Raw genomic sequence first — 25364 nt, 5'->3', positions numbered from 1 at the left:
CACCCCACCCCGTCCCCGACCCCGACCGGCACATCCAGTCCCGGCCGGGCACACATTCAGCCCCGCCCGGCAAACTCCAACCGCGCCGGGCAAAATCCAGCCGCGCCGGGCACAATCCAGCCTCGCCGGCGTTTGAGGCGCGGGGTCCGGGGCGGAGCCCCGGTCTTTGAGCCGCACCTGCGCAGATCGCCGGGCAAAATCCAGCCCCTCCGGCGATTGAGGAGCGGGGTACGGGGCGGAGCCCCGATCTTTGACCCGCACGTGTCCAGGCACGCCGGGCAAGATCCAGCCCCTCCGGCGTTTGAGGAGCGGGGTCTGGGGCGGAGCCCGGGGAACGGTGGAAGGGCGGGTAGGGGACGGCTCCGCGCAGCGGGGGCTAGAGGCGGGCGCGGGAGCGGGGGGAGGGGAGGAAGACGCGGCGGAGCGGGCGGCGGAGGGGGATTTCCGTGACCGGGAGTTCGGGGGCGCCGACGCGGGGGACCGCACCCGTCGGGGCGCCCGCGCCGGCGGCGAGGACGGCCGCCGGGGCACCCCCGCGGCGCCGGACGGACCCGGCCGTCAGCGGACGCCCACCGGCGTGCAGCGCCACGGCGGCCATCGGCCCCGCCACGGCCAGCAGCAGCCCGGCGAGGACCAGGCCCATGCCGCCGAAGCCCGCGGTCTCGGCGAGCACGCTCCCGGCGACGGGCCCGCAGGCCACGCCCAGCGAGGACGCCGAGCCGGCGAGCACCGCCCAGCGCCCCCGCGGGTCCAGGGCCGCCGCGAGCCCGATGGCGTACGAGAGGACCACCGGGTAGAGCGCGTTCCACAGGATCTCCCCCGCCGCGAAGCCGGCGAGGCCGTGCGCCGAGGACGACACCACCACGCAGCCCGCGATCAGCGCCGTGCCCGCCCCGATCGGGACGGCCCGGCCCAGGCGGGCACCGAGGGCGGAGGCGGCCGTGACCCCGAGCAGGCCCGCGCCGAGCGCCGCCGCGAAGACCACGCCGAGGGTGACCTCCGACAGGCCCGCCTGCTGGGCGCCGATCCGGCCGCTGACCCCCCACAGCGCGTTCTGGGCCAGGGACCACAGCATCAGGCCCCCCGCCAGCACCACACCGGCGCGCGGGTACGGCAGCCGCCCAGCCGGGAGCCCGGTGACGGCTCCGCCGGCCGGGCCGCCGAGGCGGGCGGTCGCCGGCCAGACCGCCGCCGCGACCAGCGCGATCGCAGCGAACGGCAGCCCGTGCCCGCCCCCGAGCCTGGGCAGCGTCAGGTACAGCGCACCCGCCGTGGCCGAGACCGACAGCAGCCCCAGGGCGGAGGCGCGGTGCGGGTCGCGCTGCCCGGCGATCCCCGCGGCGGCCACGGCCGTCGCGGTGCCGGAGCCGAAGCCGCCGACCACCGCGCCCGCGACGACCAGCGGCAGCAGCGGGGTCGCGGCGGCCGTGCCGTAGCCGGCGACGGCGAGCAGCAGCCCGAGCCGGGCCAGCGGGCGCGGCCCGTGGCGGGGGATGCGGGAGGCGAGCGTGAAACCGGCCGCGGCCGAGCCGAGCAGCAGCACCGAGCCGATCAGGCCGGCCTGCGCGGGGCTCAGCGGGAGAGCGGTGTCCAGCCGTCCGACGACGGTCGGCAGCAGGTAGGGGGCGACGTAGCCCGCCGTGAAAAGGGCCACCAGGGGCCAGGCGGCGGCATGCGCGGAAAGCGGCGCGGAAGTGCGGTCGTGCACGGGCGTTCCAGGAGGTGCGTGGTGGCGCCGCCGGAGAGAGCGGGGCCCATGTCTATCAAGCGGCCGGAGGGGCGGAAAAGGGCATTCCGGAGGTGATCTGCGCCACACTGTGTTTTGGCCCTCGTCCCCGCGGGCAAGGCTGCCAGCTTTCCGCGGAAAACCGTCTTGCAGAAACGACCCTTCAAGAGCAACGGGGAGTACACCGTGACCAGTCGGGACAGCATCGACAGCCGCTCCGCAGCCGTGGACCCACTCGGTCCGCTGCGGGACCCCCAGGAACCGGGCTGCGACGTCTTCCTGACCGGGACGGTCTTCCTCGACATCATCTTCACCGGCCTCGACTCCGCGCCCGTGCGCGGCACGGAATCCTGGGCGCGCGGCATGGGCTCCAGCCCCGGCGGCGTCGCCAACATGGCCACCGCCCTCTCCCGCCTGGGCCTGCGCACCTCGCTGGCCGCGGCCTTCGGGGACGACCACTACGGCGAGTACTGCTGGGACGCCCTGGAACAGGGCGAGGGCATCGACCTGTCCATGTCGCGGACCATCCCCGGCTGGCACAGCCCCGTCACCGTCTCGATGGCCTACGAGGGCGAGCGCACGATGGTCTCGCACGGCCACGAGGCCCCTCCGCCGGCGGGCCCCGGCCCCTTCCCGCAGTGCCCGCCGCGCGCCCGCGCGGCCGTGGCCTCGCTCGGGCCGGGCCGGGGCGAGGAGTGGGTCGGCGCGGCGGCCCGGCGCGGCTCGCGGGTCTTCGCGGACGTCGGGTGGGACGAGAGCGGGCGGTGGGACCTGGGGGCCCTGGCCGACCTGGAGCACTGCGAGGCCTTCCTGCCGAACGCGGGCGAGGCCATGCGGTACACGCGGACCGACTGTCCGCGCGCGGCGGCCCGGGCGCTGGCGGAGAAGGTGCCGATCGCCGTGGTGACGATGGGCGCGGAGGGCTCGTACGCGGTGGACGGGCGCACCGGCGAGACGGCCCACGTCCCGGGGATCGCGGTGGACGAGCTGGACCCGACCGGGGCGGGGGACGTCTACGTGGCGGGCTTCGTCACCGGCACCCTGGCGGGCTGGCCCCTCGCCGACCGGCTGGCCTTCGCCGGGCTGACGGCGGCCCTGTCGGTCCAGGAGTTCGGCGGCTCCCTGTCGGCCCCGGGCTGGCCGGAGGTGGCCCACTGGTGGCAGACCGCCCCCGAGGCCCTGCGCGGCCGGTACGGCTTCCTGGACGACCTGGTCCCGCGGGCCCACACCCCGGCGGCCCGCCGCAGGGCGGTCCCGACGATCGGCTTCCGCCACTCCGCGTAGCCCTGGGCCGGGCGGGGCGGCGGGGGAAAACCTCTCGGGGATGCCGCGCGGGCGACGTAGGCTTGGTTATCCGGAGGTCGTCGATCGGCGCGGCCCCTCAGCGGGAGGTATGTGCAGGCCACAGTGCCGGCCCATGACTCAGACACCCACAGCCCACATTCCAGTGCCGGGGCAGGCGCGAGCCCACTTCACCGTTCCGGCCAGGCACCCGATGGTGACGGTGCTCGGATCCGGTGACGCCCTGTTGCGCGTGATCGAGAAGGCCTTCCCGAAGGCCGACATCCATGTTCGGGGCAATCAGGTGAGCGCGATCGGCGACGCGGCGGAAGTCGCGCTGATCCAACGCCTGTTCGACGAGATGATGCTGGTGCTCCGCACCGGGCAGCCGATGACGGAGGACGCAGTGGAACGCTCGATCGCCATGCTCAAGGCGAGCGGCAACGGCAACGGGAGCGGGCCGGAGGAGACGCCCGCCGAGGTGCTCACCCAGAACATCCTCTCCAGCCGCGGCCGCACCATCCGGCCCAAGACCCTCAACCAGAAGCGGTACGTCGACGCGATCGACAAGAACACGATCGTCTTCGGCATCGGCCCCGCCGGTACCGGAAAGACCTACCTCGCCATGGCCAAGGCGGTCCAGGCCCTCCAGTCCAAGCAGGTCAGCCGGATCATCCTGACCCGGCCCGCCGTCGAGGCGGGGGAGCGGCTCGGCTTCCTGCCGGGCACCCTCTTCGACAAGATCGACCCGTACCTGCGCCCGCTCTACGACGCGCTGCACGACATGCTCGACCCGGATTCGATCCCGCGGCTCATGGCCGCCGGGACCATCGAGGTGGCCCCCCTCGCCTACATGCGCGGTCGCACCCTGAACGACGCGTTCGTCGTCCTCGACGAGGCGCAGAACACCACCGCCGAGCAGATGAAGATGTTCCTGACCCGGCTCGGCTTCGACTCGAAGATCGTCGTCACCGGCGACATCACGCAGATCGACCTGCCGGGCGGAGCCAAGAGCGGTCTGCGCGAGGTCCAGCAGATCCTGGACGGGGTGCCGGACATCCACTTCTCGCGGCTCACGTCCGAGGATGTCGTCCGGCACAAGCTGGTCGGCCGTATCGTCGACGCGTACGAGAAGTACGACGACGGCCGGCAGGCCGCGAACGGCTACCAGCGGAAGTAGAACCCAGCTCACCATGTCGATCGACGTCAACAACGAGTCCGGAACCGATGTCGACGAGCAGGCGATCCTCGACATCGCCCGCTACGCGCTCACCCGGATGCGGATCCACCCGCTGTCAGAGCTCTCCGTGATCGTCATCGACGAGGACGCGATGGAGCAGCTCCACATCCAGTGGATGGACCTGCCCGGACCCACCGACGTCATGTCCTTCCCGATGGACGAGCTCCGTCCGCCGGCGAAGGACGACGAGGAGCCCCCGCAGGGGCTCCTCGGCGACATCGTGCTGTGCCCCGAGGTCGCCAAGAAGCAGGGTGAGGAAGCCCCGACGCAGCACTCCATGGACGAGGAGCTCCAGCTCCTGACCGTCCACGGGGTGCTGCACCTGCTCGGGTACGACCACGAGGAGCCGGACGAGAAGGCCGAGATGTTCGGCCTCCAGGCGGCCATCGTCGACGGCTGGCGCGCCGAGCGCGGCATGACCGGCCCGTCCCCGGCCCCGACCGTCTCGTGACCAGCGCACCTCAGCTGATCACCGGGGCCGTCCTGCTGGTGGTGGTGGCCTGGTTCGCGGCGTGCGCCGAGTCCGGGATCGCCCGGATCTCCGGCTTCCGCGCCGAGCAGGCCGTACGGGAGGGCCGGCGCGGCAGCGCGAAGCTCGCGCAGGTGGCCGGCGATCCCACCCGCTACCTCAACGTGGCCCTGCTGGTCCGCGTCACCTGCGAGATGGCGGCGGGCGTCCTCGTCACCTACGTCTGCCTCGACGAGTTCGGCGAGAACTGGACCGCGCTGCTCGTGGCCATCGCCGTGATGGTGCTGGTCTCCTTCGTGGCCGTCGGGGTCTCCCCGCGCACGATCGGCCGCCAGCACCCGCTGAACACCGCGACGGCGGCCGCGTACGTCCTCGTGCCGCTCGCCCGGGTGATGGGGCCGATCCCGCAGCTGCTGATCCTCATCGGCAACGCGCTCACGCCCGGGAAGGGTTTCCGCAAGGGGCCGTTCGCCTCCGAGGCCGAGCTGCGCGCGATGGTGGACCTCGCCGAGAAGGAATCGCTGATCGAGGACGACGAGCGCCGGATGGTGCACCAGGTCTTCGAGCTGGGCGACACCCTCGTGCGCGAGGTGATGGTGCCGCGCACCGACCTGGTCTGCATCGAGCGGTACAAGACGATCCGTCAGGCGACGACGCTCGCCCTGCGGTCCGGCTTCTCCCGCATCCCGGTGACCGGGGAGAACGAGGACGACATCGTCGGGATCGTCTACCTGAAGGACCTGGTCCGCAAGACCCACATCAGCCGGGAGACGGAGGCCGACCTGGTCTCCACGGCGATGCGTCCGGCCGTCTTCGTGCCCGACACGAAGAACGCGGGCGATCTGCTGCGCGAGATGCAGCAGGTGCGCAACCACGTGGCGGTCGTCATCGACGAGTACGGCGGCACCGCCGGCATCGTCACCATCGAGGACATCCTGGAGGAGATCGTCGGCGAGATCACCGACGAGTACGACCGGGAGCTGCCGCCGGTCGAGGACCTCGGCGAGGACCGCTACCGGGTCACCGCGCGCCTGGACATCACCGACCTCGGTGAGCTGTTCAAGGTCGAGGCCTTCGACGACGAGGACGTGGAGACCGTCGGCGGACTGCTGGCCAAGGCCCTGGGGCGGGTGCCGATCGCGGGCGCCTCGGGGGTGGTGGAACTGCCCGACGGGCGTCCGCTGCGGCTGACGGCCGAGTCCCCGGCGGGCCGGCGGAACAAGATCGTGACGGTGCTGGTGGAGCCGGTGCCCGTGGCGGAGGCCGCGGGGGAGGAGGGCGAGTGACCCCGGAGCAACTGCGGGAGTTCTGCCTGGGCTTCAACGCGGCGGTGGAGGAATTCCCCTTCACCCCGCAGACCTCGGTGTTCAAGGTGCTGGGGAAGGTGTTCGCGCTCTCGGCGCTGGACGCGGAGCCGCTGAAGGTCAACCTCAAGTGCGAGCCGGAGCTGGCGGTTCGGCTGCGGGAGGAGCACGCGGCGATCGTGCCCGGCTACCACATGAACAAGCGGCACTGGAACACCGTGACCGTGGGCGGGCCGGAGGGTCTGCCGGACGCGATGGTCCGGGAGCTGGTGGAGGACTCGTACGACCTGGTGGTGGCGGGGCTGCCGCGCGCGGAGCGGTTGCGGCTCGACCGGCCGTGACGTGCGTGCCCCTGCGGGGCGGGGGGCCGGCGAAGCAGGGACCAAGGTCATCCCGAACAGGGACCTTTGGGGCACGGGAGCCTCTTACACCGCGCTTAGGTTTGTCCCGAGTCCCGCTCCGGGGGAACGGGGGGCGGGAACGGGGGAGGGAGGGGAGGGCGTCTCGGCGGGGTCGTTGCACGGCTCCGCCGAGACGCTCCATATGCTTTCGCCCATGACCGACACCACCGGGATCGACCCCGAGGACAGCAAGATCATCACGCTGGCGCGCAGCGCCCGGGCCCGCAACGAGGTGCCCGAGGGGGCGGCGGTGCGGGACGAGACGGGCCGCACGTATGTCGCCGGGACGGTGGAGCTCGACTCCCTGAAGCTGAGCGCGCTCCAGACCGCGGTCGCGATGGCGGTGGCGAGCGGGGCGCGGTCGCTGGAGGCCGCCGCGGTCGTCAGCGCCGCCGATGCCCCGGCCGAGGCCGACCGCGCGGCCGTCCGGGACCTGGGCGGCCCCGACACCCCCCTCTTCCTGGCGGCCCCGGACGGCACCCTGAAGTCAACGACCCCGGCCGGCCCCTGACCCCGGCGGGGCGGAGCCCCAGGACCGGGGCTCCGCCCCGGACCCCGCTCCTCAAACGCCGGAGGGGCTGGATTTGCCCGCCGCCCGCGCCCCTCAAACGCCCGTCGGGGTCTGGGGCGGAGCCCCAGGGAACGGTGGAAGGGCGGGTAGGGGACGGCTCCGCGCAGCGGCACCCGCCGGCCGAGGTGCTGGGGCGGCTGTGTGCGCTCGCCCGGCAGGGCGACGGGCCGGGCGTGGGCGGAGCCGGTGGCTGCGCGCCCGCTCAGCCGGCCAGCGCAGCGGCGGGCGCGGGGCGGGTGCGGCGGATGATCATCGCCATCAGGGCGGCCAGCGCGCACAGGCCGCCCGACGCGTACCAGACCAGGTCGTACGACCCGAAGGCATCCCGCGCCAGCCCGCCCAGGAACGCCACCACCGCCGCCCCGACCTGGTGCGAAGCCAGCACCCAGCCGAAGACGATCGCGCTGTCGTCTCCGTACTGCTCGCGGCACAGCGCAATGGTCGGCGGGACGGTCGCCACCCAGTCCAGGCCGTAGAAGACGATGAAGAAGATCAGCGGCGGCTGCACCGACGGCGCCAGCAGCATCGGCAGGAAGAGCAGCGAGATCCCGCGCAGCGCGTAGTACACGGCCAGCAGGCGCCGCGCGTCGAAGCGGTCCGTGAACCAGCCCGAGGCGATGGTGCCGACCACGTCGAACACGCCGACCACCGCCAGCAGCCCCGCCGCCGCCGTCACCGGCATGCCGTGGTCGTGGGCGGCCGGCACGAAGTGGGTCCTGACGAGGCCGTTGGTCGAGGCCCCGCAGATCGCGAAGGTGCCCGCCAGCAGCCAGAACGGTCCGGTCCTGGCCGCCTTGAACAGGACGGTCACGGCCCGCCGCGCCGCGCCCTGCACCGGCGCGGGCTTGGGCTCGTACGTGCCCCCGTACGGGGCGAGGCCCACGTCCGCCGGGTGGTCGCGCAGCAGCAGCCACACGAAGGGGACCACGGCCAGGGCGGCGAGGGACACCGTGATCGAGGCCGGCCGCCAGCCGTGGTGCTCCACCAGCCAGGACAGCAGCGGCAGGAAGATCAGCTGCCCGGAGGCGCCCGCGGCGGTCAGGATGCCCGTGACCAGCCCGCGCCGCGCGGTGAACCAGCGGTTGGTGACCGTCGCCGCGAAGGCCAGCGCCATGGAGCCGCTGCCGAGGCCCACCAGCACGCCCCAGAACAGCACCAGCTGCCAGGAGGCGGTCATCCACACCGTGGCCGCCGACCCGCCGGCGATGACGGTCAGGGCGACCGCGACGACCTTCCGGATGCCGAAGCGGTCCATCAGCGCGGCGGCGAAGGGGGCGGTGAGCCCGTAGAGCGCGAGATTGACGGAGACCGCGAAGCCGATGGTGCCGCGCGACCAGTCGAACTCCTCGTGCAGCGGATCGATGAGCAGCCCGGGGAGGGAGGCGAAGGCGGCGGCTCCGATGATCGTCACGAACGCGACGGCCGCGGCGAACCACGCGCGGTGGATGCGGCCCGCCCTGCGGGGGGCCACCGGGGTGGCAGTGCCGGCGGCGCCGGTGGGGGGTGCTGTCTGGGTCACGGGGACAGCTTCCGGCCGGCGGGCCCCCTACGAACAGTGGCCTGACTGTCATGCTTCGATATGATCGGGCCATGGAACCGCACCGGGTCGTCGTCCTCGCCCTCACCGGCCTGCTCCCCTTCGAGCTCGGCATCCCGCACCGGATCTTCGGCCTCGCCAAGGACCCGGCCGGCCGGCCGCTGTACGAGATCCTCACCTGCGGGCTCGCCCCCGGGCCGGTGCGCACGGACGCCGACTTCGCGGTCCACGTCGAGCACGGCCCGGAGCTGCTGGCCACGGCCGACACCGTGGTGGTGCCGGCCTCGCACGAGCTGGGCCCGGTCCACGAGCACGGAACCCTGACCGCCGAGCTCGCGGCGGCCCTCGGGCACATCCGGCCCGGCACCCGGCTGGTCTCCATCTGCACGGGCGGCTACCTGCTGGCCGCGGCCGGATACCTGGACGGCCACCGGGCCACCACGCACTGGGCCTACGCCGAGCACTTCCAGGGGCTCTTCCCGTCCGTACGGGTCGACGCGGGCGTGCTCTACACCGACGACGGGGACGTGCTGACCTCCGCCGGCGTCGCCGCCGGCATCGACCTGTGCCTGCACATCCTGCGCCGCGACCACGGCGCGGGCGTCGCCAACGAGGTGGCCCGCCGGACCGTCGTACCGCCGCACCGGGAGGGCGGGCAGGCGCAGTTCATCGAGCGCCCGGTGCCCCAGCCGCAGCTCGCCAGCACCACGGCGGCCCGCGCGTGGGTGCTGGACCGGCTGCACGAGCCGCTGCGCCTGAGCGACCTGGCCCGGCAGGAGGCCATGTCCGTACGGACCTTCACGCGCCGGTTCCGCGAGGAGTCGGGGGTCAGCCCGGGGGAGTGGATCACGGGCCAGCGGGTGGAGCGGGCCCGGCAGTTGCTGGAACGGACGGACCTGCCGATGGAACAGGTGGCCCGGGAGAGCGGTTTCGGGACGGCCCAGTCGCTGCGCAAGCACGTGCAGGCGGCGCTGGGCGTCAGCCCGACCGCCTACCGCCGCACCTTCAAGGCGGCGGCGGGCACCGGCAGCCCGGCCACCCTGCCATCTCCTGATGGGCCATCAGTTGATGCCGGGCCCGTGCATTGACTTCTCCCGCCGCCCGCTCGTGAATGGCCCCCTGTCGGCGGGACGGAACCCAGGGGGCGGGCAGTGCGAACAGGGGCGCGCAGCAGGAGATGGTCGGCAGCCGTCGGCGTGGCGGTGCTCGCGGCCGCGTCCGGGGGCGCGCTGAGCGCACCGGCCGCCGCCGACGGGGACACGCCCCCGGACCGGCTGGCGGGCCAGGTGACCTTCCCGACGCACTGCCTGCCGCCCCAGGAGGCCGGACTCCCGCCCGCCGACGGCCCGACCACCGCCCGGATCACCGTCGACGACCCGGCCCCGCGGGTCGGCGACACCGTCACCGTCACCTACCAGGTGATCAGGACCCCCGCCGTGAACCCCGTCGGCGGCGAACTCCCCGCCGACGTGCTGACCCCGACCGGGCGCGTCCTGCTGGCGGGCGCGCAGAGCGGCGAGGTCACCGTCGTCGGCGCCCGGCGCAACGATCCCGTCGAGGCGGGCGCGGTCCTCCCGGCCGTCACCATGACCGGCACCTTCACCGTCACCGCGCCCGGCGGGATCACCCTGGCCCCCGGCGGCTACACCCTGCACACCGGCCACCCGGTGGACCTGGACACCACCTGCGCGGCCACCGGAACCCCCGTCGCCGAGCGACTGACCGCGACCCCGCTGCCGACGGCCAACCTGCGCAGCGTCGCGCTCGGGACGGCCTATGGGAAACCGGGCGCCAAGGTCAAGGTCACCGCCGCCGGATTCACCCCGGGCGCCACGGTGACGGTGGCCGGCCGGGCGGGCGCCGCCGGGACCGCGGACCGGGTCGCCGCGACCGCGGACCCGCTGGGCGTGGTCCTGGCGGAACTGCCCGTCACCGACAAGGCCACCACCGCGGTGGTCGCGTACGAGGGCACGGCCTGGTCGGCGGGGCGGGGCTCGGGCCCGGCCGCGTACACGGTCGTCGACGCCGCGCCGCCGCCGCCGGGCACGCAGAAGGTCACCGCGACCGTGGAGCCGGGCGCGCTGGCCATGACCCAGACGGGCGAGGACATCGCGCTGGGGGCGGTCCCCTACGGCGACGGCGGCGCCGCGCCCGGCCGGATCGGGACCGTCACGGTGAAGGACGCGCGCGGCGGGCCGGCGGGATGGACCCTGACCGGCAAGGTCAGCGACTTCACGGGGCCGGGCGGGGTGCGGATCCCGGCGGGGGCGCTGTCGTGGACGCCGGTGTGCGTGGCCGCGGCGGGCAGCCCCGGCGCGTGCACGGCCGGGAGCGCGGGGGTGGTGGGCGCGGAGGGGGCGGTGCTGGCCTCCACACCGGACGCGGGGCCCGCCGGCGGCACGTTCACCGTGGACGCCGCCGTCACCCTCCGGGTGCCGCCGTACACGCCGCCGGGTTCGTACACGGCGGTCCTGACACTGACCCTGTCGTGACCATGTTCCGGGCGCGGCTGCGCGTCTGGCTGCCTGTCGTGGGGGCCGCGCTCACCGCGTCGTGGTGCGCGGTGGCCGGGAGCGCCGCGGCGGCGGACAACGGGGAGTGGTCCGTGCTGCCCGCCGCCAATGGCGTCGGGCAGCGGCCGTACTTCTACCTCGCGGCCGGCCCCGGCCAGAGCGTCACCGACTCCGTCACCATCGCCAACCGCACCGACCGCCCCCGCACCTTCCGCCTCTACGCCGCCGACGCCTACAACACCGCCCGCGACGGCGGCTTCGCCGTCCGCGGCCCCGAGGAGCCCCGCCGGGCCACCGCCGCCTGGGCGAGGCTCGACCGCGAGCGGGTGACCGTACCGGCCCGGGCATCGGTCAGCGTCGGCTTCGGCCTCACCGTTCCCGACCGGGCGGAGCCCGGCGACCACCCCGGCGCCATCGTGGCCCTGGAGGACGCGGGGGAGCCCGCCACGCCCCGGGGCATCGGCGTCCGGCAGGCCGTCGCCGCCCGCGTGTACCTGCGGGTGACCGGCCCCACCGCCCCCGCTCTCGCCGTACGGGACGTCACCGCCACCGGCGCCGAGGTCTCGTACACGCTCCACAACATCGGCAACGTCACCCTCCGCCCCCGCGCCACCCTCGGCGCCACCGGCGCACTCGGTCGCGCCCTGCCCGGCGGCGGTGAGCTCACCGGGCTCCCCGCCGAGCTGCTGCCGGGTCAGGAAGCCCGGCTCAAGGCCGCCTGGGAGGGGCCTTCGTCCACGGAATGGGCGGAGCTGACCCTCACCGCCCGAGCCGACGGAACCACAGCTCAGGGCCGTGCCGCCTACGCCGCGCACCCCCGGCTCGCACCCCTCCTCGCGGGCGGGTCGGCCCTCGCGGCCATGGCCTGGTCGGCGCTGGGAGTGGCATCGGGGAGAATGGCCCGTATGAGCGATCGTTCCCCCGAGTCCACCGCCCCGCACCGTGCGGGCTTCGCCTGCTTCGTCGGCCGCCCCAACGCGGGGAAGTCGACCCTCACCAACGCACTCGTGGGCACCAAGGTCGCGATCACCTCCAACCGGCCGCAGACCACCCGCCACACCGTCCGCGGCATCGTGCACCGCCCCGACGCCCAGCTCGTCCTCGTCGACACGCCCGGCCTCCACAAGCCGCGCACGCTGCTCGGCGAGCGCCTCAACGACGTCGTGCGGACCACCTGGGCCGAGGTCGACGTCATCGGCTTCTGCCTGCCGGCCGACCAGAAGCTCGGCCCCGGCGACAAGTTCATCGCCAAGGAGCTCGCGGGGATCAAGAAGACCCCCAAGATCGCCATCATCACCAAGACCGACCTGGTCGAGTCCAAGCAGCTGGCCGAGCAGCTCCTCGCCGTCCAACAGCTCGGCGCGGAGCTCGGCTTCGAGTGGGCCGAGATCGTCCCCGTCTCCGCGGTCGGCGACAACCAGGTCCAGCTGCTGGCCGACCTGATCGCGCCGCTGCTGCCGGAGAGCCCGCCGCTGTACCCGGAGGGCGACCTCACCGACGAGCCCGAGATGGTCATGGTCGCGGAACTGATCCGCGAGGCCGCGCTGGAGGGCGTACGGGACGAGCTCCCGCACTCCATCGCCGTGGTCGTCGAGGAGATGATCCCCCGCGAGAACCGCCCGGCCGACCGGCCGCTGCTCGACATCCACGCCAACGTGTACATCGAGCGGCCCAGCCAGAAGGGCATCATCATCGGCCCGAAGGGCGCCCGCCTGAAGGAGGTCGGGATGAAGTCGCGCAAGCACATCGAGGCGCTGCTCGGGACCCCGGTCTTCCTCGACCTGCACGTGAAGGTCGCCAAGGACTGGCAGCGCGACCCCAAGCAGCTGCGCAAGCTCGGCTTCTGATCCCCTCCTCCGTACGCGTGCTCAGGCCGCTTCCGCGATCAGCGCCGTCGCCACGCGGCGGAATCCGGCCCGGGCGTAGATGCGGGCCACGTCCTCGTCGCCCGCCGACAGGAAGACCGTACGGGCGCCGCGCGCGAGGGCGTCGGCGACCAGGGCCGCCGTGACCCCGAGGGCCAGGCCCTGGCGGCGGGCCGACGGGAGGGTGCCCACGCCCACCACCTCGGCGACGTCCCCGACCGGGTTGTACTGGCCCGCGCACAGCACCACGCCGTCGCGCACGGCGGCCGCCATGGCGGTGGTGCCCGACGCGAGCTTCCCGGACACCCGGGCCCTGCCCTCCTCCGCGGACGGCTCGGCCGTCTTCGCCGCCAGCTCCGCCGGGCCGGCCGCGCCGACGGCCGTCCCCGGGGACGCGAAGGCCAGGGCCGGGACCGACACCGCCGCCGTCAGCAGCGGATCGTCCGCCCCGAGCAGGCGCACCTCCGGATGCGCGGGGAGCCGTACCGCTCCGGGGTCCAGCACCATCAGCGGGTGCGCGTGGACCTGGAGCCCGGCCGCCTCCACCGCGGCCCGGAGCGAGGGGCTGGTTTCGGCCACCCACTCGAAGGATTCGGGGACCTTCAGCTCCCGCTGCCGGGCCAGGACCCGCTCCACATCGGCCGCCGTCGCGTCGGGGGCGCCGCCGAGCGCGGGCCGCGCGTAGTACTGCCAGCCCGTGCCCTCCTGGACGAAGAGGGTCAGCGGCCCGAAGTCCTCGGCGCGCGCACCGCCCACCCGCGGCACCGTGTCGTAGTACCGCTCCAGCCTGTCCAAGATCGTAGTCATCCGGGCATCCAAGCAAAACGGCGCTGCTCGGGCACGCACTTTTCCGGTGCTGTCGCTCAGGCGCCTTCCTTCAGGATGCGCGAGATGAGCGCCCGCTGGGCCTCCGACAGGTTCGGCTCCTGGCAGGCCACCGTCCGCCCGTCCACCGTGATCCGGTACGAGAACCCGTCCCGCACCCGGTCCGCCCCAGGGCCCGGCGGACCGGGCCGCAGCGCCAGCCGGGCCAGGGCCTGCCATTCGGCCTCGTCCGGCCGGCCCGAGGTGTCCACCTCGGCCCGGCGCTCGATGCCCGCGAAACCGCCCGTCCGTACCACCTGAATCCGCATGCGTGCCCTTCTACCCCGCCAGCGGGACGCCCACCGTCGACCACGCCTTCTGGAGGGCCAGGTGTTCGGCGCCCCCGTCCCCGTACCGGGCCACGGCGGCGGCCGTGGACAGCCGGGCGAAGTCCGCGAAGTCGGCGTTGGAGGCCAGCTCCCCGCCCGTCAGGGTGTCGTACCAGATCTGCCCGGCCCGCTCCCAGGCCTTGCCGCCCAGCTCGGTCGCCACCACGTAGAAGGCGTGGTTGGGGATGCCGGAGTTGATGTGCACCCCGCCGTTGTCGCGCGAGGTGTCCACGTAGTCGTCCATGCTCGCCGGCTGCGGGTCCTTGCCGAGCTCGTCGTCGTCGTACGCCGTCCCCGGCGCCTTCATCGACCGCAGGGCGACCCCGGTGACGTTGGGGCCGAGCAGCCCGGCCCCGATCAGCCAGTCGGCCTGGTCCGCGGTCTGCTCCAGCGAGTACTGCTTGATCAGCGAGCCGAAGACGTCCGACATCGACTCGTTCAGCGCGCCGGACTGTCCGTGGTAGTTCAGGTTCGCCGTGTACTGGGTGACCCCGTGGGTCAGCTCGTGGCCGATGACGTCCACGGACACGGTGAAGTCGAGGAAGAGGTCCCCGTCCCCGTCGCCGAAGACCATCTGCTGCCCGTCCCAGAAGGCGTTGTTGTAGTCCTCGCCGTAATGGACGCTCGCGTCCAGGGCGAGCCCTGAGTCGTCGATCGACCGCCGGCCGAAGCCCTTCAGGAACAGGTCGTACGTGGCCCCGAGCCCGGCGTACGCACGGTTGACGGTGGCGTCCTTGCTCGGCTCGTCGCCCTCCCCGCGCACCTTCCTCCCGGGCAGGCGCGTGCGGTGCTGGGCGTCGTAAACGGTCCGGCGCGGATCGTCGGAGGCGTCCGGGGCGGGCGCCGCGAGGGTGGCCGCGATGCCGCGGACGGCGGTGACCCGGCGCCGGGTGCGCAGGAGGGAGTCGCGTTCGAGGGTGCGCTGTGCGAGGTCGGCGCGCCGGGAGTCGCCGGAGAGGGCGGCCTTGTCGAGCAGGTGGGGCGGCACGACGGTGCAGAAGACGGGGTGGCGGTGGCTGTGGGTGGCATCCATGCCCGGCAATGTGGCAGTGGGTCATGCCGGTGTCACTACCTGCAACCATGATTCATTCGGTTGTCCGAAAGCGGCGACGCGAGGTTGACGGAACAGCCGGACCTACCCGGATCGAAGGAGGCGTAGCTCACATTCGGTACAAATCGGACAGGCGGGTCTTGCATACTGAAACAGGTCCTCGCTTTACGGCGCGGCTCGGCTAGGCTCGGCCCATCATGCGTTTCGGGCTGCTTCTCCTTAGCTGCCGCGGCGAGGGTCTGTAGTCGTAGGCCGACCCCCTCCCCGCGGAGTTTGGTGTTGCGGTTTTGCGACCGTCGTCGGCCGTCCCAGCGAACTACACGCGGACACGCGAGGAGCCCAACGCCATGAGCCAGCACACTTTTGTCGGTCGCCCCACGCCCATCACGAACGCGACCCACTCCCAGAAGCCCTCCGGGATGCCCATCCACAAGTACGGCCAGTACGAGCAGGTGGACCTCCCCGACCGCACCTGGCCGGACGCCCGCGTCACCAAGGCTCCCCGCTGGCTGTCCACCGACCTGCGCGACGGCAACCAGTCGCTGATCGACCCGATGACCCCCGCCCGCAAGCGCGAGATGTTCGACCTGCTGGTGCGCATGGGCTACAAGGAGATCGAGGTCGGCTTCCCCTCCTCCGGTGAGACCGACTTCGCCTTCGTACGCTCCATCATCGAAGAGGGCGCGATTCCGGACGACGTCACCATCTCCGTGCTGACCCAGGCCCGCGAGGACCTGATCGAGCGGACCGTCGAGTCGCTGATCGGCGCCAAGCGCGCCACCGTGCACCTGTACAACGCGACCGCCCCGACCTTCCGCCGGGTCGTCTTCCGCGGCTCCAAGGAGCAGATCAAGCAGATCGCCGTCGACGGCACCCGCCTGGTCATGGAGTACGCCGAGAAGCTGCTGGGCCCCGAGACCGTCTTCGGCTACCAGTACAGCCCGGAGATCTTCACCGACACCGAGCTGGACTTCGCCCTGGAGGTCTGCGAGGCCGTCTGCGACGTCTGGCAGCCGGCCGAGGGCCGCGAGATCATCCTGAACCTGCCCGCCACCGTGGAGCGCTCGACGCCCTCCACCCACGCGGACCGCTTCGAGTGGATGGCCCGCAACCTGACCCGCCGCGAGTTCGTCTGCATCTCCGTGCACCCCCACAACGACCGCGGCACCGCCGTCGCCGCCGCCGAGCTGGCCCTGATGGCCGGCGCCGACCGCATCGAGGGCTGCCTGTTCGGGCAGGGCGAGCGCACCGGCAACGTCGACCTGATCACGCTGGGCATGAACCTGTTCTCGCAGGGCATCGACCCGCAGATCGACTTCTCCCAGATCGACGAGATCCGCCGCACCAGCGAGTACTGCAACCAGATGGAGGTCCACCCGCGCCACCCCTACGCGGGCGACCTGGTCTACACGGCCTTCTCCGGCTCCCACCAGGACGCCATCAAGAAGGGCTTCGACGCCATGGAGGCCGACGCGGCCGCCCAGGGCAAGACCGTCGACGAGATCGAGTGGGCGGTTCCGTACCTGCCGATCGACCCGAAGGACGTCGGCCGCTCCTACGAGGCGGTCATCCGGGTCAACTCGCAGTCCGGCAAGGGCGGCATCGCGTACGTCCTGAAGAACGACCACAAGCTGGACCTGCCGCGCCGCATGCAGATCGAGTTCTCGCGGATCATCCAGGCCAAGACCGACGCCGAGGGCGGCGAGGTCACGCCGAAGGCGATCTGGGACGTCTTCTCGGACGAGTACCTGCCCAACCCCGAGAACCCGTGGGGCCGCATCCAGCTGCGCTCCGGTTCGACGGCCACCGACAAGGACGGCACGGACACGCTGACCGTCGAGGCGGTCGTGGACGGCGTGGAGACGGTCCTGAACGGCACCGGCAACGGTCCGATCTCGGCCTTCTTCGACGCGCTGGCCGGCATCGGCGTCGACGCCCGTCTGCTGGACTACACCGAGCACACGATGAGCGAGGGCGCCTCCGCCGTGGCCGCCTCGTACATCGAGTGCGCGATCGACGGCCGGGTCCTGTGGGGCATCGGCATCGACGCCAACACCACCCGTGCCTCCCTGAAGGCGGTCATCTCCGCCGTCAACCGCGCGGGCCGCTGACCCCTCGTACGTGAACCCCGTCCCTCCCTGCGGAGAGGGGCGGGGTTCCGTCGTTCCCGGAAACCCCAAGGGGAGGGCGGGGGCGCACTTCGGCCAAGTCCCGGCCGCGCCCGATGTTGTCTTGTCACACGACTGACGCATCCTCACCGATGTGGCTAACATCACGCCAACCCGGCGATGTTGCCGTGGGGTCCCTTCCCGTGCCCAGAGGGCACGGGGGCGTTACGGAGGTGCGACGTGCTGCCAGTTCGGGGTGGGGACGGCCGGAAGCTGACGGTCTGGGGCATCCGTACCACCTGGAGCACCGTGGGCGACGGGGAGTTCTTCTGCCCAGCCTGCGGTGGAGACCGCAACTACCGCAGGCGTACCGGACGCCGCCGCTTCACCGTCCTCGGCGTGCCGCTGCTGCCGCGCGGGAGCGCCGGGCCCGTGGTCGAGTGCCAGGCCTGCCGGGAGCGCTTCGCCACCGACGTCCTGGACCACCTGACCACCACCCGCTTCACCGCGATGCTGCGCGACGCCGTGCACACCGTGGCACTGGCCGTGCTCACGGCGGGCGGGACGGCCTCGCGCAGCGCGCTGGAGGCCGCCGTGCAGGCCGTACGGGCCGCGGGGTTCCAGGACTGCACCGAGGAGCAGCTGGAGTCCCTCGTGGAGGCGCTGGCCAGCGAGGAGGGGCGGCTCGGGCTGTACGACGTACCGGAGTGCTGCGGGGCCGCGCTGTCGATAGAGCTCCACGAGGCCCTGGAGCCGCTGGCTCCGCACCTGGCGGGTCCGGGCCGGGAGTCGGTGCTGCTCCAGGGGGCCCGTATCGCGCTCGCGGACGGCCCGTACATCCCGGCCGAGCGCGAGGTGCTCTCCACCGTCGGAGCGGCGCTGCGGATCGACGCGGACGACGTGGCCAGGCTGCTGTCGGCGGTGCGCGCGCCGTAGCCGGCCGTTCCCGCACGGTGACGCCCGAGCCCCCTGGGGCTCGGGCGTTTTGCCGTGCCGGACGCCGGGTCCCGCTGAGCGGAGCAGATCCGTCCGAAAGTGGCCGGGTGGGAGGTAACGATCCGGCCTCGCAGGGTCTTTTTCGGGTCTCGTGAACGTCCTGTGAACGCCGGAACCACACCGTCCACACATGATCAGTCCATCAGGTGGACGCCCGGAGCGGGCCCTTCGACTTCGCTGATCCGAACGAGGGTGAGCATCATCTTCGCAGGTCAGAGCCTATGTACTTCGCGGACGCGCAGCCGGATCGGCCGCTTCCGAGGGGCTCTGTGCGTACACCTCAGGATGGTGCGGCACCACTGGAGAAACCTACAGATCGGGCTGTCGCGAGGGTCAACAATTTGTAGCAGTCGACGATATCTGTGAAGCCCCCCACAGGCGTTCAATTCCGGTCACACGCCAAAACGACGCCGTTAACACAGAGCGGCTTCGAATCACATAAGCGTGAACGTACTGACAACCCCGGCGGATCAACGGGATAGCGACCCACTCCGCCCGGGGATAACCAGATCTCCTCTCAGTTACCTACCTCTTTGAAGGGCAAGGCAGAGATGGCACGTGTCGCCGCCCGGCTTTCCACCAGTGGAGAGCAGAGCACCCATCCGGTCGACGAGGTGCTCCCCCTCCCCAAGCTTGCGCTGTACGGCTTCCAGCACGTACTCGCCTTCTACGCCGGCGCGGTGATCGTTCCGATCATCGTCGGCGGCGCCCTCGGCCTCAGCACCGAGCAGTTGGTCTACCTGATCAACGCCGACCTGTTCACCTGCGGTATCGCCTCGATCATCCAGGCGTGGGGCATCGGCCGGATCGGTGCGCGTCTGCCGCTGATCCAGGGCGTGACCTTCACCGCGGTGTCCCCGATGATCGCCATCGGGCTCGGGGCCGGCGGCGGGACGGCGGGCCTGCTCGTCATCTACGGTGCGGTCATCACGGCCGGTATCGCCACCTTTGCCTTCGCCTGGCTGCCCCCCAAGGCCTTCCGTACGGTCATGAGGCTGTTCCCGCCGGTCGTCACCGGCACGGTGATCACGGTCCTCGGCATCGTGCTGATCCCCGTCGGCCTGAACGACGCCGCGGGCGGCCTCGGCACGCCCGACTTCGGCGACCCGAAGAACTTCGCCTACGCCGGCGGCACGATGCTCTTCATCCTCGTCCTGATGAAGCTCGGCAAGCCGTTCCTCTCCAGCATCTCCATCCTGCTGGGCCTGGTCGGCGGGACCGCCGTGGCCTTCCTGCTCGGCGACGCCAAGTTCGGCGACGTCACCAAGTCGGACTGGGTCGGCATCACCACCCCCTTCCACTACGGAGCCCCGAAGTTCGAGTGGTTCCCGATCGTGCTGATGCTCATCGTCATGCTGATCACCATGGTGGAGACCACCGGTGACACCTACGCCGTCGGCGACATCGTCGGCAAGGACATCGACAGCGAGACCGTGGCCCGCGCCCTGCGGGCCGACGGCGCCGCGACCGCCCTCGGCGGCGTCCTGAACTCCTTCCCGTACGTGGCCTTCGCGGAGAACGTCGGCCTGGTCCGCATGACCAAGGTCAAGAGCCGCTTCGTCGTGGTCGCCGCGGGCGTGTTCATGATCGTCCTCGGGCTGATCCCGAAGGCCGCCGCGATCGTCGCCGCGGTTCCCCACGGGGTCCTCGGCGGCGCCGCGACCGTGATGTTCGCGATGGTGGCCCTGGCCGGTATCCAGACCCTGGCCAAGGTCGACCTGAAGGAGGAGAAGAACGCGCTGGTCGTGGGCGTCTCCCTGGCCTTCGCGCTGCTGCCGGCCACCGTCCCGGTGCTCTTCAAGGACCACATGGACGCGGACCTCTCCTCGCTCCTCAACAGCGGTGTGACGCTCGGAGCCACGGCCGCGATCGTGCTGAACCTGATCTTCAACGGTCTCGCCAAGGACGACGCGCACGGCGCGCCCCAGGTCGAGCTGCCCGCCCAGGCGGCGGCCCCGGCCGAGGCCGACGCGGCGCCCGAGGCGGCGTCCGAAGCCGCCGAGGCGTCCGCGGAGACCGAGGCGGAGCGCGACGGCGACGCCGAGACGGTGGCCGAGGCCGCGGTCGGTGTCGCGGTCGCCGCGACGGCCGGCGCCGAGAAGACCGACTCGGACGAAGCGGCGACGCCCGCCTCCTGAGCCTCCCAAGGGGTGACGGCCCTCCGTCCGGACCGGTGTCCGGGCGGAGGGCCGTCGTCGTGCCCGCACAGGCGACAATGGGCCCATGAGTCTGTTCCGCGACGACGGCATCGTGCTGCGCACCCAGAAGCTGGGTGAGGCGGACCGCATCATCACGCTCCTCACCCGCGGCCACGGACGGGTGCGGGCCGTCGCCCGCGGGGTCCGGCGCACGAAGTCCAAGTTCGGCGCCCGGCTGGAACCTTTCTCCCATGCCGACGTGCAGTTCTTCGCCCGCGGCAACGAGCTGATCGGCCGCAGCCTGCCGCTGTGCACGCAGACCGAGATCATCGCCCCGTACGGCAACGGCATCGTCACCGACTACGCCCGCTACACCGCCGGCACCGCGATGCTGGAGACCGCCGAGCGGTTCACCGAGAACGAGGGCGAGCCCAACGTGCAGCAGTACCTGCTGCTCGTCGGCGCCCTGCGCACGCTCGCACGCGGCGAACACGAACCGAACCTCATCCTCGACGCCTTCCTGCTGCGCTCCCTCGCCGTCAACGGCTACGCGCCCAGCTTCGAGGACTGCGCGAAGTGCGGGATCCACGGCCCCAACCGGCACTTCTCCGTGGCCGCGGGCGGGGTCATATGCGGGGACTGCCGGGTGGCCGGCAGCGTCGTACCCTCGTCGGAGGCCATCGCCCTGCTCAGCGCCCTGCTGACGGGCGACTGGGGGCATGCCGACGCCTGCGAGGCGCGGTACGTGCGGGAGGGCAGCGGGCTGGTCTCCGCCTATTTGCACTGGCATCTGGAGCGCGGGCTACGCTCCCTGCGTTACGTCGAGAAATAGGAGCTGGGCACATGGCACGACGCGGGATTCTGGGACGCTCTCGCCGCGAGTACAAGGTTCCCGAGCCGCACCCGTCCGGTGAGCGCCCGCCGAAGATCCCCGGTGAGCTCGTCCCGAACCACGTCGCGGTCGTCATGGACGGCAACGGCCGCTGGGCCAAGGAGCGCGGCCTGCCGCGCACCGAGGGGCACAAGGTCGGCGAGGGCGTCGTACTCGACGTGCTCAAGGGCTGCCTGGAGATGGGCGTCAAGAACCTCTCCCTGTACGCCTTCTCGACGGAGAACTGGAAGCGCTCGCCCGACGAGGTGCGCTTCCTGATGAACTTCAACCGCGACGTCATCCGGCGCCGCCGCGACGAGATGAACGAACTGGGCATCCGCATCCGCTGGGTCGGCCGCATGCCGAAGATGTGGAAGTCGGTCGTCCAGGAGCTCCAGGTGGCCCAGGAGCAGACCGTCGACAACGACGCGATGACCCTCTACTTCTGCGTGAACTACGGCGGACGCGCGGAGATCGCGGACGCGGCGCAGGCCATCGCCCGCGATGTCGCCGCCGGCAGGCTGGACCCGTCGAAGGTCAACGAGAAGACCTTCGCGAAGTACATGTACTACCCGGACATGCCGGACGTGGACCTGTTCCTGCGGCCCAGCGGCGAGCAGCGCACCTCCAACTACCTGATCTGGCAGAGCGCGTACGCCGAGATGGTCTTCCAGGACGTGCTGTGGCCGGACTTCGACCGCCGCAACCTGTGGGCGGCCTGCCTGGAGTACGCGCAGCGCGACCGCCGCTTCGGCGGCGCCGTCCCGAACCAGCCCGAGGCCCCCACGGGCTGACGGGCGCGTCCGCGGCGTCCCGGCTGACCTCCGGGACGCTGCCGAGGGTCAGCCCGCGGCGGCGCAGTCGGCGCAGGTGCCGAAGATCTCCACCGTGTGGGCGACGTTCACGTAGCCGTGCTCGGCCGCGATGGACTCCGCCCACTTCTCCACGGCCGGGCCCTCCACCTCGACGGCCTTGCCGCACTTGCGGCAGACCAGGTGATGGTGGTGGTCCCCGGTGGAGCAGCGCCGGTAGACGGACTCGCCGTCGCTGGTGCGCAGGACGTCGACCTCGCCGGCGTCGGCGAGCGACTGGAGGGTGCGGTACACCGTGGTCAGGCCCACGGAGTCGCCACGGTGCTTGAGCATGTCGTGGAGCTCCTGGGCGCTGCGGAACTCGTCCACCTCGTCCAGTGCCGCCGCCACGGCGGCCCGCTGCCGGGTGGATCGTCCTCGTACTGGCGCGGTATTCATCTCGCCAGGCGCAGTCGCCACCGGTTCCTCCTCGTATCGGCCTGCGGCCATTGTGCCAGCCCGCTAGACCTTCACATCGTCCCGCGTGCAGACCTCCTCGGCCGCACGGGCGGCTCTGGCGCGGCGCCGGGCCAGCGGGGTGGAGAGCGCCGTCATCACCATGAAGACGCCGATGGCGAGCAGCACGATGGTCCCGCCGGACGGGGCGTCGATGTAGTACGTGGTCACCGTGCCGGACAGCGAGACCAGCACGCCGATGACCATGGCCACGGTCAGGGTCCCGGTGAACCCGCGGGTGACCCGCTGGGAGGCGGCGACGGGGATCACCATCATGGCGCTGACCAGCAGCAGGCCCACGATCCGCATGGCCACGGTGACGGTGACGGCGGCGGTGACCGCCATCAGCAGGTTCAGGGCGCGCACCGGCAGGCCGGTGACCCGGGCGAACTCCTCGTCCTGGCAGACGGCGAACAGCTGGCGGCGCAGGCCCAGGGTGACGGCGATGACGAACGCGGCGAGGATCACCACGGCCGTGATGTCCTCGGCCGACACGGTCGTGATGGAGCCGAAGAGGTAGCTGGTCAGATTGGCGGTGGAGCCGCCCGGCGCCAGGTTGATGATCATGACGCCGCCGGCCAGGCCGCCGTAGAAGAGCATGGCCAGGGCGATGTCGCCGCTGGTCTTGCCGCGGGAGCGGATGAGCTCCATGCCGACCGCGCCCATGACGGCGACCAGGGTGGCCATCCACACCGGGCTCGCGTTGAACAGGAAGCCGAGCGCGACACCGGTCATGGCCACGTGCCCGATGCCGTCGCCCATGACGGCCTGGCGGCGCTGGACGAGGTACGTGCCGATGGCGGGGGCCGTGATGCCGACCAGCGCGGCGGCGATCAGCGCGCGCTGCATGAAGGCGTAGTTCAGGAGGTCCATCAGCTCAGCAGTCCCGTCCGCAGGGGCTCGGCGTCGTGCGCCGCGTGGGGGTGTACGTGGTCGTGGCCGGGCAGGGCGTGCTGGCCGACGGCCTCCGGCGGCGGGCCGTCGTGGACGACGCAGCCGTCGCGCAGGACGACCGCCCGGTCGATCAGGGGCTCCAGCGGGCCCAGCTCGTGCAGGACCAGGAGGACGGTGGCGCCGGCGGCGACCTGCTCGCGCAGGGCGTTCGCCAGGACCTCCTGGTTGGCCAGGTCCACGCCCGCCATCGGCTCGTCCATGATCAGGAGCTCCGGCTCGACGGCGAGCGCCCGGGCGATGAGCACGCGCTGGTGCTGACCGCCGGACAGGGCGTTGACCGAGGCGTCGGCGTGTGCGTCCATGTCGACGAGGGCCAGTGCGCGCTCGACGGCGGCCTTGTCCGCCTTGCGCAGGATCCCGAAGCGCGAGCGGGCCAGACGGCCGGAGGAGACGACCTCGCGGACCGTGGCCGGGACGCCGCTGGCGGCGGTGGTGCGCTGCGGGACGTACCCGATGCGCGACCAGTCGCGGAAGCGTTTGAAGTCGGTGCCGAAGAGCGACAGCGCGCCGCCGGAGAGCGGCACCTGGCCGACGACGGCGCGCACGGCGGTGGACTTGCCGGAGCCGTTGGCTCCGAGCAGCGCGACGACCTCACCGCGGCGGACGGTGAGGTCGATCCCGCGCAGCACGGGGCGCGAGCCGAGCGAGGCCGCGGCCCCGCGCAGGGATATGACGGGCTGGTCCCCGTCGGGCAGGGGCGTGGACTGCATGGCTCGCGCCTCCGTTGCTGCTGCTGTCATTACTTGGCTCCGAGCGCCTTCTGGAGGTTCTTCAGGTTGGACCGCATGACCTCGAAGTAGTCAGCGCCCTGGGACTTGTCGGTGATTCCCTCGAGCGGGTCGAGGACGTCGGTCTTCAGGCCGGTGTCGGCGGCGAGGGTCTTGGCCGTCTTGTCGCTGGCCAGGGTCTCGAAGAACACCGTGGAGACATTCTCCTTCTTCGCGATCTCCTGGATCTCCTTGATCCGGGCCGGGCTGGGCTCGGACTCGGGGTCGAGGCCGGAGATGCCCTCCTGGTCCAGGCCGTAGCGCTCGGCGAGGTAGCCGAAGGCGGAGTGGGTGGTGATGAAGGTCTTGGAGGCCGTGTTCTTCAGGCCGTCCTTGAACTCGGTGTCCAGCGCGGTCAGCTTGGCGACGAGCTCGTCGGTGTTCTTCCTGTAGTCCGCGGCGTGGTCGGGGTCGGCCTTCTCCAGCGCCTTACCGACGCCCTGGGCGACCTCGGCGTACTTGGCGGGGTCGAGCCAGATGTGCGGGTCCTCGCCGGCCTCGCCGTGGCCGTGGTCGTGGTCGTGGCCCTCGGCCCCGTGGCCCTCCTCGGCCGCGTGGTCGTGGCCGGAGGTGCCGTGCGCCTCCAGCCTGGTGAGGGTGGCGGCGTCGACGACGTTCTTCACGCCGGACTGGGCGACGGCCTTGTCGACGGCGGGCTGCAGGCTCTTGAGGTAGAGGACCACGTCGGCCTCGCCGAGCTGCCCGGTCTGCTTCGGGGTGATCTCCAGGTCGTGCGGTTCGACGCCCGGCTTGGTCAGGGTGTCGACCTTCACGTGGTCCTTGCCGATCTGCTCGGCGAGGAACTGCATCGGGTAGAAGGACGCCATCACGTCGAGCTTGCCGTCCTTGCCGCCGGCGGCACTGGCTCCGGAGCAGGCGGTGAGGGCCGTGGCGCCGAGGGCGACGGCTCCGGCGAGGGCGGCTGCGGGTATGAGGCGTCGTACGTTCATGACATCCATTTTCATCAAAGATGGAAACGATTGTCAAAAACCCAGGTGGGAGGGCCGGGCCGCGGCCGTGGAAGGGGTATCCGATTTGAAAGGGGGGGTGCGGGCGCCGGTAACCTGAGGCA

At 72.1% G+C, this 25364-nt stretch carries 23 protein-coding genes and 1 pseudogene; 15 read left to right on the top strand and 9 right to left on the bottom strand.

Translation table 11 applies throughout. From position 1 onward, the window contains the following. Positions 1 to 376: 376 nt before the first annotated feature. Positions 377 to 1708 carry an MFS transporter gene (locus ACFTXQ_RS28340; RefSeq protein WP_382645753.1) on the bottom strand — a complete coding sequence of 444 codons (1332 nt, stop codon included), beginning with the start codon at positions 1706 to 1708 and terminating at the stop codon, positions 377 to 379. A 204-nt stretch (positions 1709 to 1912) separates the two neighbouring features. On the opposite strand from ACFTXQ_RS28340, the gene ACFTXQ_RS28335 reads away from it, so the two are divergent. The 6 genes from ACFTXQ_RS28335 (at position 1913) to ACFTXQ_RS28310 (ending at position 6932) form a co-directional block, all read left to right on the top strand. Further along, complete coding sequence (locus ACFTXQ_RS28335) at positions 1913 to 3010, top strand: carbohydrate kinase family protein (RefSeq protein ID WP_382645750.1); 1098 nt, start codon at positions 1913 to 1915, stop codon at positions 3008 to 3010. Between the two features lie 133 nt (positions 3011 to 3143). Then, entirely contained in the window at positions 3144 to 4187 is a 1044-nt protein-coding gene (locus ACFTXQ_RS28330; protein WP_382645747.1) for a PhoH family protein, read from the top strand. 13 nt (positions 4188 to 4200) lie between these two features. Next, positions 4201 to 4698 (top strand): rRNA maturation RNase YbeY, encoded by a 498-nt coding sequence (ybeY, locus tag ACFTXQ_RS28325; protein ID WP_382645744.1) that lies wholly within the window; start codon positions 4201 to 4203, stop codon positions 4696 to 4698. Continuing rightward, positions 4695 to 6002, top strand: coding sequence for a hemolysin family protein (locus ACFTXQ_RS28320; protein ID WP_382645742.1), 1308 nt, complete (start codon positions 4695 to 4697; stop codon positions 6000 to 6002). The genes ybeY and ACFTXQ_RS28320 overlap by 4 nt, the downstream gene beginning before the upstream one ends. After that, the gene (locus ACFTXQ_RS28315) at positions 5999 to 6361 is read left to right on the top strand and encodes an MmcQ/YjbR family DNA-binding protein (RefSeq protein WP_382645739.1); all 363 of its coding nucleotides are present in this window, start codon (positions 5999 to 6001) and stop codon (positions 6359 to 6361) included. The genes ACFTXQ_RS28320 and ACFTXQ_RS28315 overlap by 4 nt, the downstream gene beginning before the upstream one ends. Positions 6362 to 6575: 214 nt before the next feature. Continuing rightward, positions 6576 to 6932 (top strand): cytidine deaminase, encoded by a 357-nt coding sequence (locus ACFTXQ_RS28310; protein WP_382645736.1) that lies wholly within the window; start codon positions 6576 to 6578, stop codon positions 6930 to 6932. A gap of 262 nt (positions 6933 to 7194) precedes the next feature. Here ACFTXQ_RS28310 and ACFTXQ_RS28305 read toward each other — a convergent pair whose 3' ends face one another. Continuing rightward, the gene (locus ACFTXQ_RS28305) at positions 7195 to 8511 is read right to left on the bottom strand and encodes an MFS transporter (protein WP_382645734.1); all 1317 of its coding nucleotides are present in this window, start codon (positions 8509 to 8511) and stop codon (positions 7195 to 7197) included. Between the two features lie 71 nt (positions 8512 to 8582). Between ACFTXQ_RS28305 and ACFTXQ_RS28300 the strand changes: the two genes are divergently transcribed. The 4 genes and pseudogenes from ACFTXQ_RS28300 (at position 8583) to era (ending at position 12889) form a co-directional block, all read left to right on the top strand. Then, entirely contained in the window at positions 8583 to 9617 is a 1035-nt protein-coding gene (locus ACFTXQ_RS28300) for a GlxA family transcriptional regulator (protein ID WP_382645731.1), read from the top strand. A 63-nt stretch (positions 9618 to 9680) separates the two neighbouring features. Then, on the top strand, positions 9681 to 11021 hold the full coding sequence (locus ACFTXQ_RS28295; RefSeq protein WP_382645728.1) for a beta-xylosidase: 1341 nt from the start codon (positions 9681 to 9683) through the stop codon (positions 11019 to 11021). Positions 11022 to 11023: 2 nt separating this feature from the next. Continuing rightward, positions 11024 to 11446 (top strand): annotated as a pseudogene (locus ACFTXQ_RS28290) (WxL protein peptidoglycan domain-containing protein); the annotation flags it as partial. A 492-nt stretch (positions 11447 to 11938) separates the two neighbouring features. Continuing rightward, on the top strand, positions 11939 to 12889 hold the full coding sequence (gene era, locus ACFTXQ_RS28285; RefSeq protein WP_382645758.1) for a GTPase Era: 951 nt from the start codon (positions 11939 to 11941) through the stop codon (positions 12887 to 12889). A 21-nt stretch (positions 12890 to 12910) separates the two neighbouring features. Here era and ACFTXQ_RS28280 read toward each other — a convergent pair whose 3' ends face one another. From ACFTXQ_RS28280 to ACFTXQ_RS28270, 3 genes are read right to left on the bottom strand one after another with little or no spacing between them, the layout of a single operon-like run. After that, positions 12911 to 13714, bottom strand: coding sequence for a GNAT family N-acetyltransferase (locus tag ACFTXQ_RS28280; protein WP_382645725.1), 804 nt, complete (start codon positions 13712 to 13714; stop codon positions 12911 to 12913). A gap of 56 nt (positions 13715 to 13770) precedes the next feature. After that, positions 13771 to 14040 carry a protealysin inhibitor emfourin gene (locus ACFTXQ_RS28275; RefSeq protein ID WP_382645722.1) on the bottom strand — a complete coding sequence of 90 codons (270 nt, stop codon included), beginning with the start codon at positions 14038 to 14040 and terminating at the stop codon, positions 13771 to 13773. A 10-nt stretch (positions 14041 to 14050) separates the two neighbouring features. Beyond that, a complete protein-coding gene (locus tag ACFTXQ_RS28270) occupies positions 14051 to 15133 on the bottom strand; it encodes a M4 family metallopeptidase (protein ID WP_382645719.1) in 1083 nt (360 codons plus the stop codon). Positions 15134 to 15498: 365 nt separating this feature from the next. On the opposite strand from ACFTXQ_RS28270, the gene leuA reads away from it, so the two are divergent. From leuA to ACFTXQ_RS28245, 5 genes are all read left to right on the top strand, one after another. Further along, positions 15499 to 17262 carry a 2-isopropylmalate synthase gene (gene leuA, locus ACFTXQ_RS28265; protein WP_382645717.1) on the top strand — a complete coding sequence of 588 codons (1764 nt, stop codon included), beginning with the start codon at positions 15499 to 15501 and terminating at the stop codon, positions 17260 to 17262. A 237-nt stretch (positions 17263 to 17499) separates the two neighbouring features. Then, a complete protein-coding gene (locus ACFTXQ_RS28260; protein WP_382645714.1) occupies positions 17500 to 18195 on the top strand; it encodes a TerB family tellurite resistance protein in 696 nt (231 codons plus the stop codon). A 611-nt stretch (positions 18196 to 18806) separates the two neighbouring features. Then, positions 18807 to 20393: a nucleobase:cation symporter-2 family protein gene (locus ACFTXQ_RS28255; RefSeq protein WP_382645711.1), complete on the top strand. Its 1587-nt coding sequence runs from the start codon at positions 18807 to 18809 to the stop codon at positions 20391 to 20393. Positions 20394 to 20478: 85 nt separating this feature from the next. Further along, entirely contained in the window at positions 20479 to 21225 is a 747-nt protein-coding gene (gene recO / locus ACFTXQ_RS28250) for a DNA repair protein RecO (RefSeq protein ID WP_382645708.1), read from the top strand. Positions 21226 to 21236: 11 nt separating this feature from the next. After that, positions 21237 to 22058 carry an isoprenyl transferase gene (locus ACFTXQ_RS28245; protein WP_382645705.1) on the top strand — a complete coding sequence of 274 codons (822 nt, stop codon included), beginning with the start codon at positions 21237 to 21239 and terminating at the stop codon, positions 22056 to 22058. A gap of 48 nt (positions 22059 to 22106) precedes the next feature. Here the strand turns inward: ACFTXQ_RS28245 and ACFTXQ_RS28240 are convergent, their stop codons facing one another. From ACFTXQ_RS28240 to ACFTXQ_RS28225, 4 genes are read right to left on the bottom strand one after another with little or no spacing between them, the layout of a single operon-like run. Further along, a complete protein-coding gene (locus ACFTXQ_RS28240; protein ID WP_078626133.1) occupies positions 22107 to 22535 on the bottom strand; it encodes a Fur family transcriptional regulator in 429 nt (142 codons plus the stop codon). 42 nt (positions 22536 to 22577) lie between these two features. Then, complete coding sequence (locus ACFTXQ_RS28235) at positions 22578 to 23444, bottom strand: metal ABC transporter permease (protein WP_382645702.1); 867 nt, start codon at positions 23442 to 23444, stop codon at positions 22578 to 22580. Beyond that, on the bottom strand, positions 23444 to 24265 hold the full coding sequence (locus ACFTXQ_RS28230; RefSeq protein WP_382645699.1) for a metal ABC transporter ATP-binding protein: 822 nt from the start codon (positions 24263 to 24265) through the stop codon (positions 23444 to 23446). The genes ACFTXQ_RS28235 and ACFTXQ_RS28230 overlap by 1 nt, the downstream gene beginning before the upstream one ends. Continuing rightward, entirely contained in the window at positions 24265 to 25242 is a 978-nt protein-coding gene (locus tag ACFTXQ_RS28225; protein ID WP_382645696.1) for a metal ABC transporter substrate-binding protein, read from the bottom strand. The genes ACFTXQ_RS28230 and ACFTXQ_RS28225 overlap by 1 nt, the downstream gene beginning before the upstream one ends. Between the last annotated feature and the right edge of the window lie 122 nt (positions 25243 to 25364).

This window comes from Streptomyces sp. NPDC057010, from assembly GCF_042673805.1.
Classification (GTDB): domain Bacteria; phylum Actinomycetota; class Actinomycetes; order Streptomycetales; family Streptomycetaceae; genus Streptomyces.
This window is presented reverse-complemented; position numbering and strand designations above follow the sequence as displayed.

Coding starts and splice junctions, on each gene's coding strand:
- ACFTXQ_RS28330 (WP_382645747.1), top strand. CDS start 3,144: ATGACTCAGACACCCACAGCCCACATTCCAGTGCCGGGGCAGGCGCGA.
- ACFTXQ_RS28270 (WP_382645719.1), bottom strand. CDS start 15,133: ATGGATGCCACCCACAGCCACCGCCACCCCGTCTTCTGCACCGTCGTG.
- ACFTXQ_RS28225 (WP_382645696.1), bottom strand. CDS start 25,242: ATGAACGTACGACGCCTCATACCCGCAGCCGCCCTCGCCGGAGCCGTC.
- recO (WP_382645708.1), top strand. CDS start 20,479: ATGAGTCTGTTCCGCGACGACGGCATCGTGCTGCGCACCCAGAAGCTG.
- leuA (WP_382645717.1), top strand. CDS start 15,499: ATGAGCCAGCACACTTTTGTCGGTCGCCCCACGCCCATCACGAACGCG.
- ACFTXQ_RS28235 (WP_382645702.1), bottom strand. CDS start 23,444: ATGGACCTCCTGAACTACGCCTTCATGCAGCGCGCGCTGATCGCCGCC.
- ACFTXQ_RS28300 (WP_382645731.1), top strand. CDS start 8,583: ATGGAACCGCACCGGGTCGTCGTCCTCGCCCTCACCGGCCTGCTCCCC.
- ybeY (WP_382645744.1), top strand. CDS start 4,201: ATGTCGATCGACGTCAACAACGAGTCCGGAACCGATGTCGACGAGCAG.
- era (WP_382645758.1), top strand. CDS start 11,939: ATGGCCCGTATGAGCGATCGTTCCCCCGAGTCCACCGCCCCGCACCGT.
- ACFTXQ_RS28280 (WP_382645725.1), bottom strand. CDS start 13,714: ATGACTACGATCTTGGACAGGCTGGAGCGGTACTACGACACGGTGCCG.
- ACFTXQ_RS28255 (WP_382645711.1), top strand. CDS start 18,807: ATGGCACGTGTCGCCGCCCGGCTTTCCACCAGTGGAGAGCAGAGCACC.
- ACFTXQ_RS28275 (WP_382645722.1), bottom strand. CDS start 14,040: ATGCGGATTCAGGTGGTACGGACGGGCGGTTTCGCGGGCATCGAGCGC.
- ACFTXQ_RS28310 (WP_382645736.1), top strand. CDS start 6,576: ATGACCGACACCACCGGGATCGACCCCGAGGACAGCAAGATCATCACG.
- ACFTXQ_RS28245 (WP_382645705.1), top strand. CDS start 21,237: ATGGCACGACGCGGGATTCTGGGACGCTCTCGCCGCGAGTACAAGGTT.
- ACFTXQ_RS28230 (WP_382645699.1), bottom strand. CDS start 24,265: ATGACAGCAGCAGCAACGGAGGCGCGAGCCATGCAGTCCACGCCCCTG.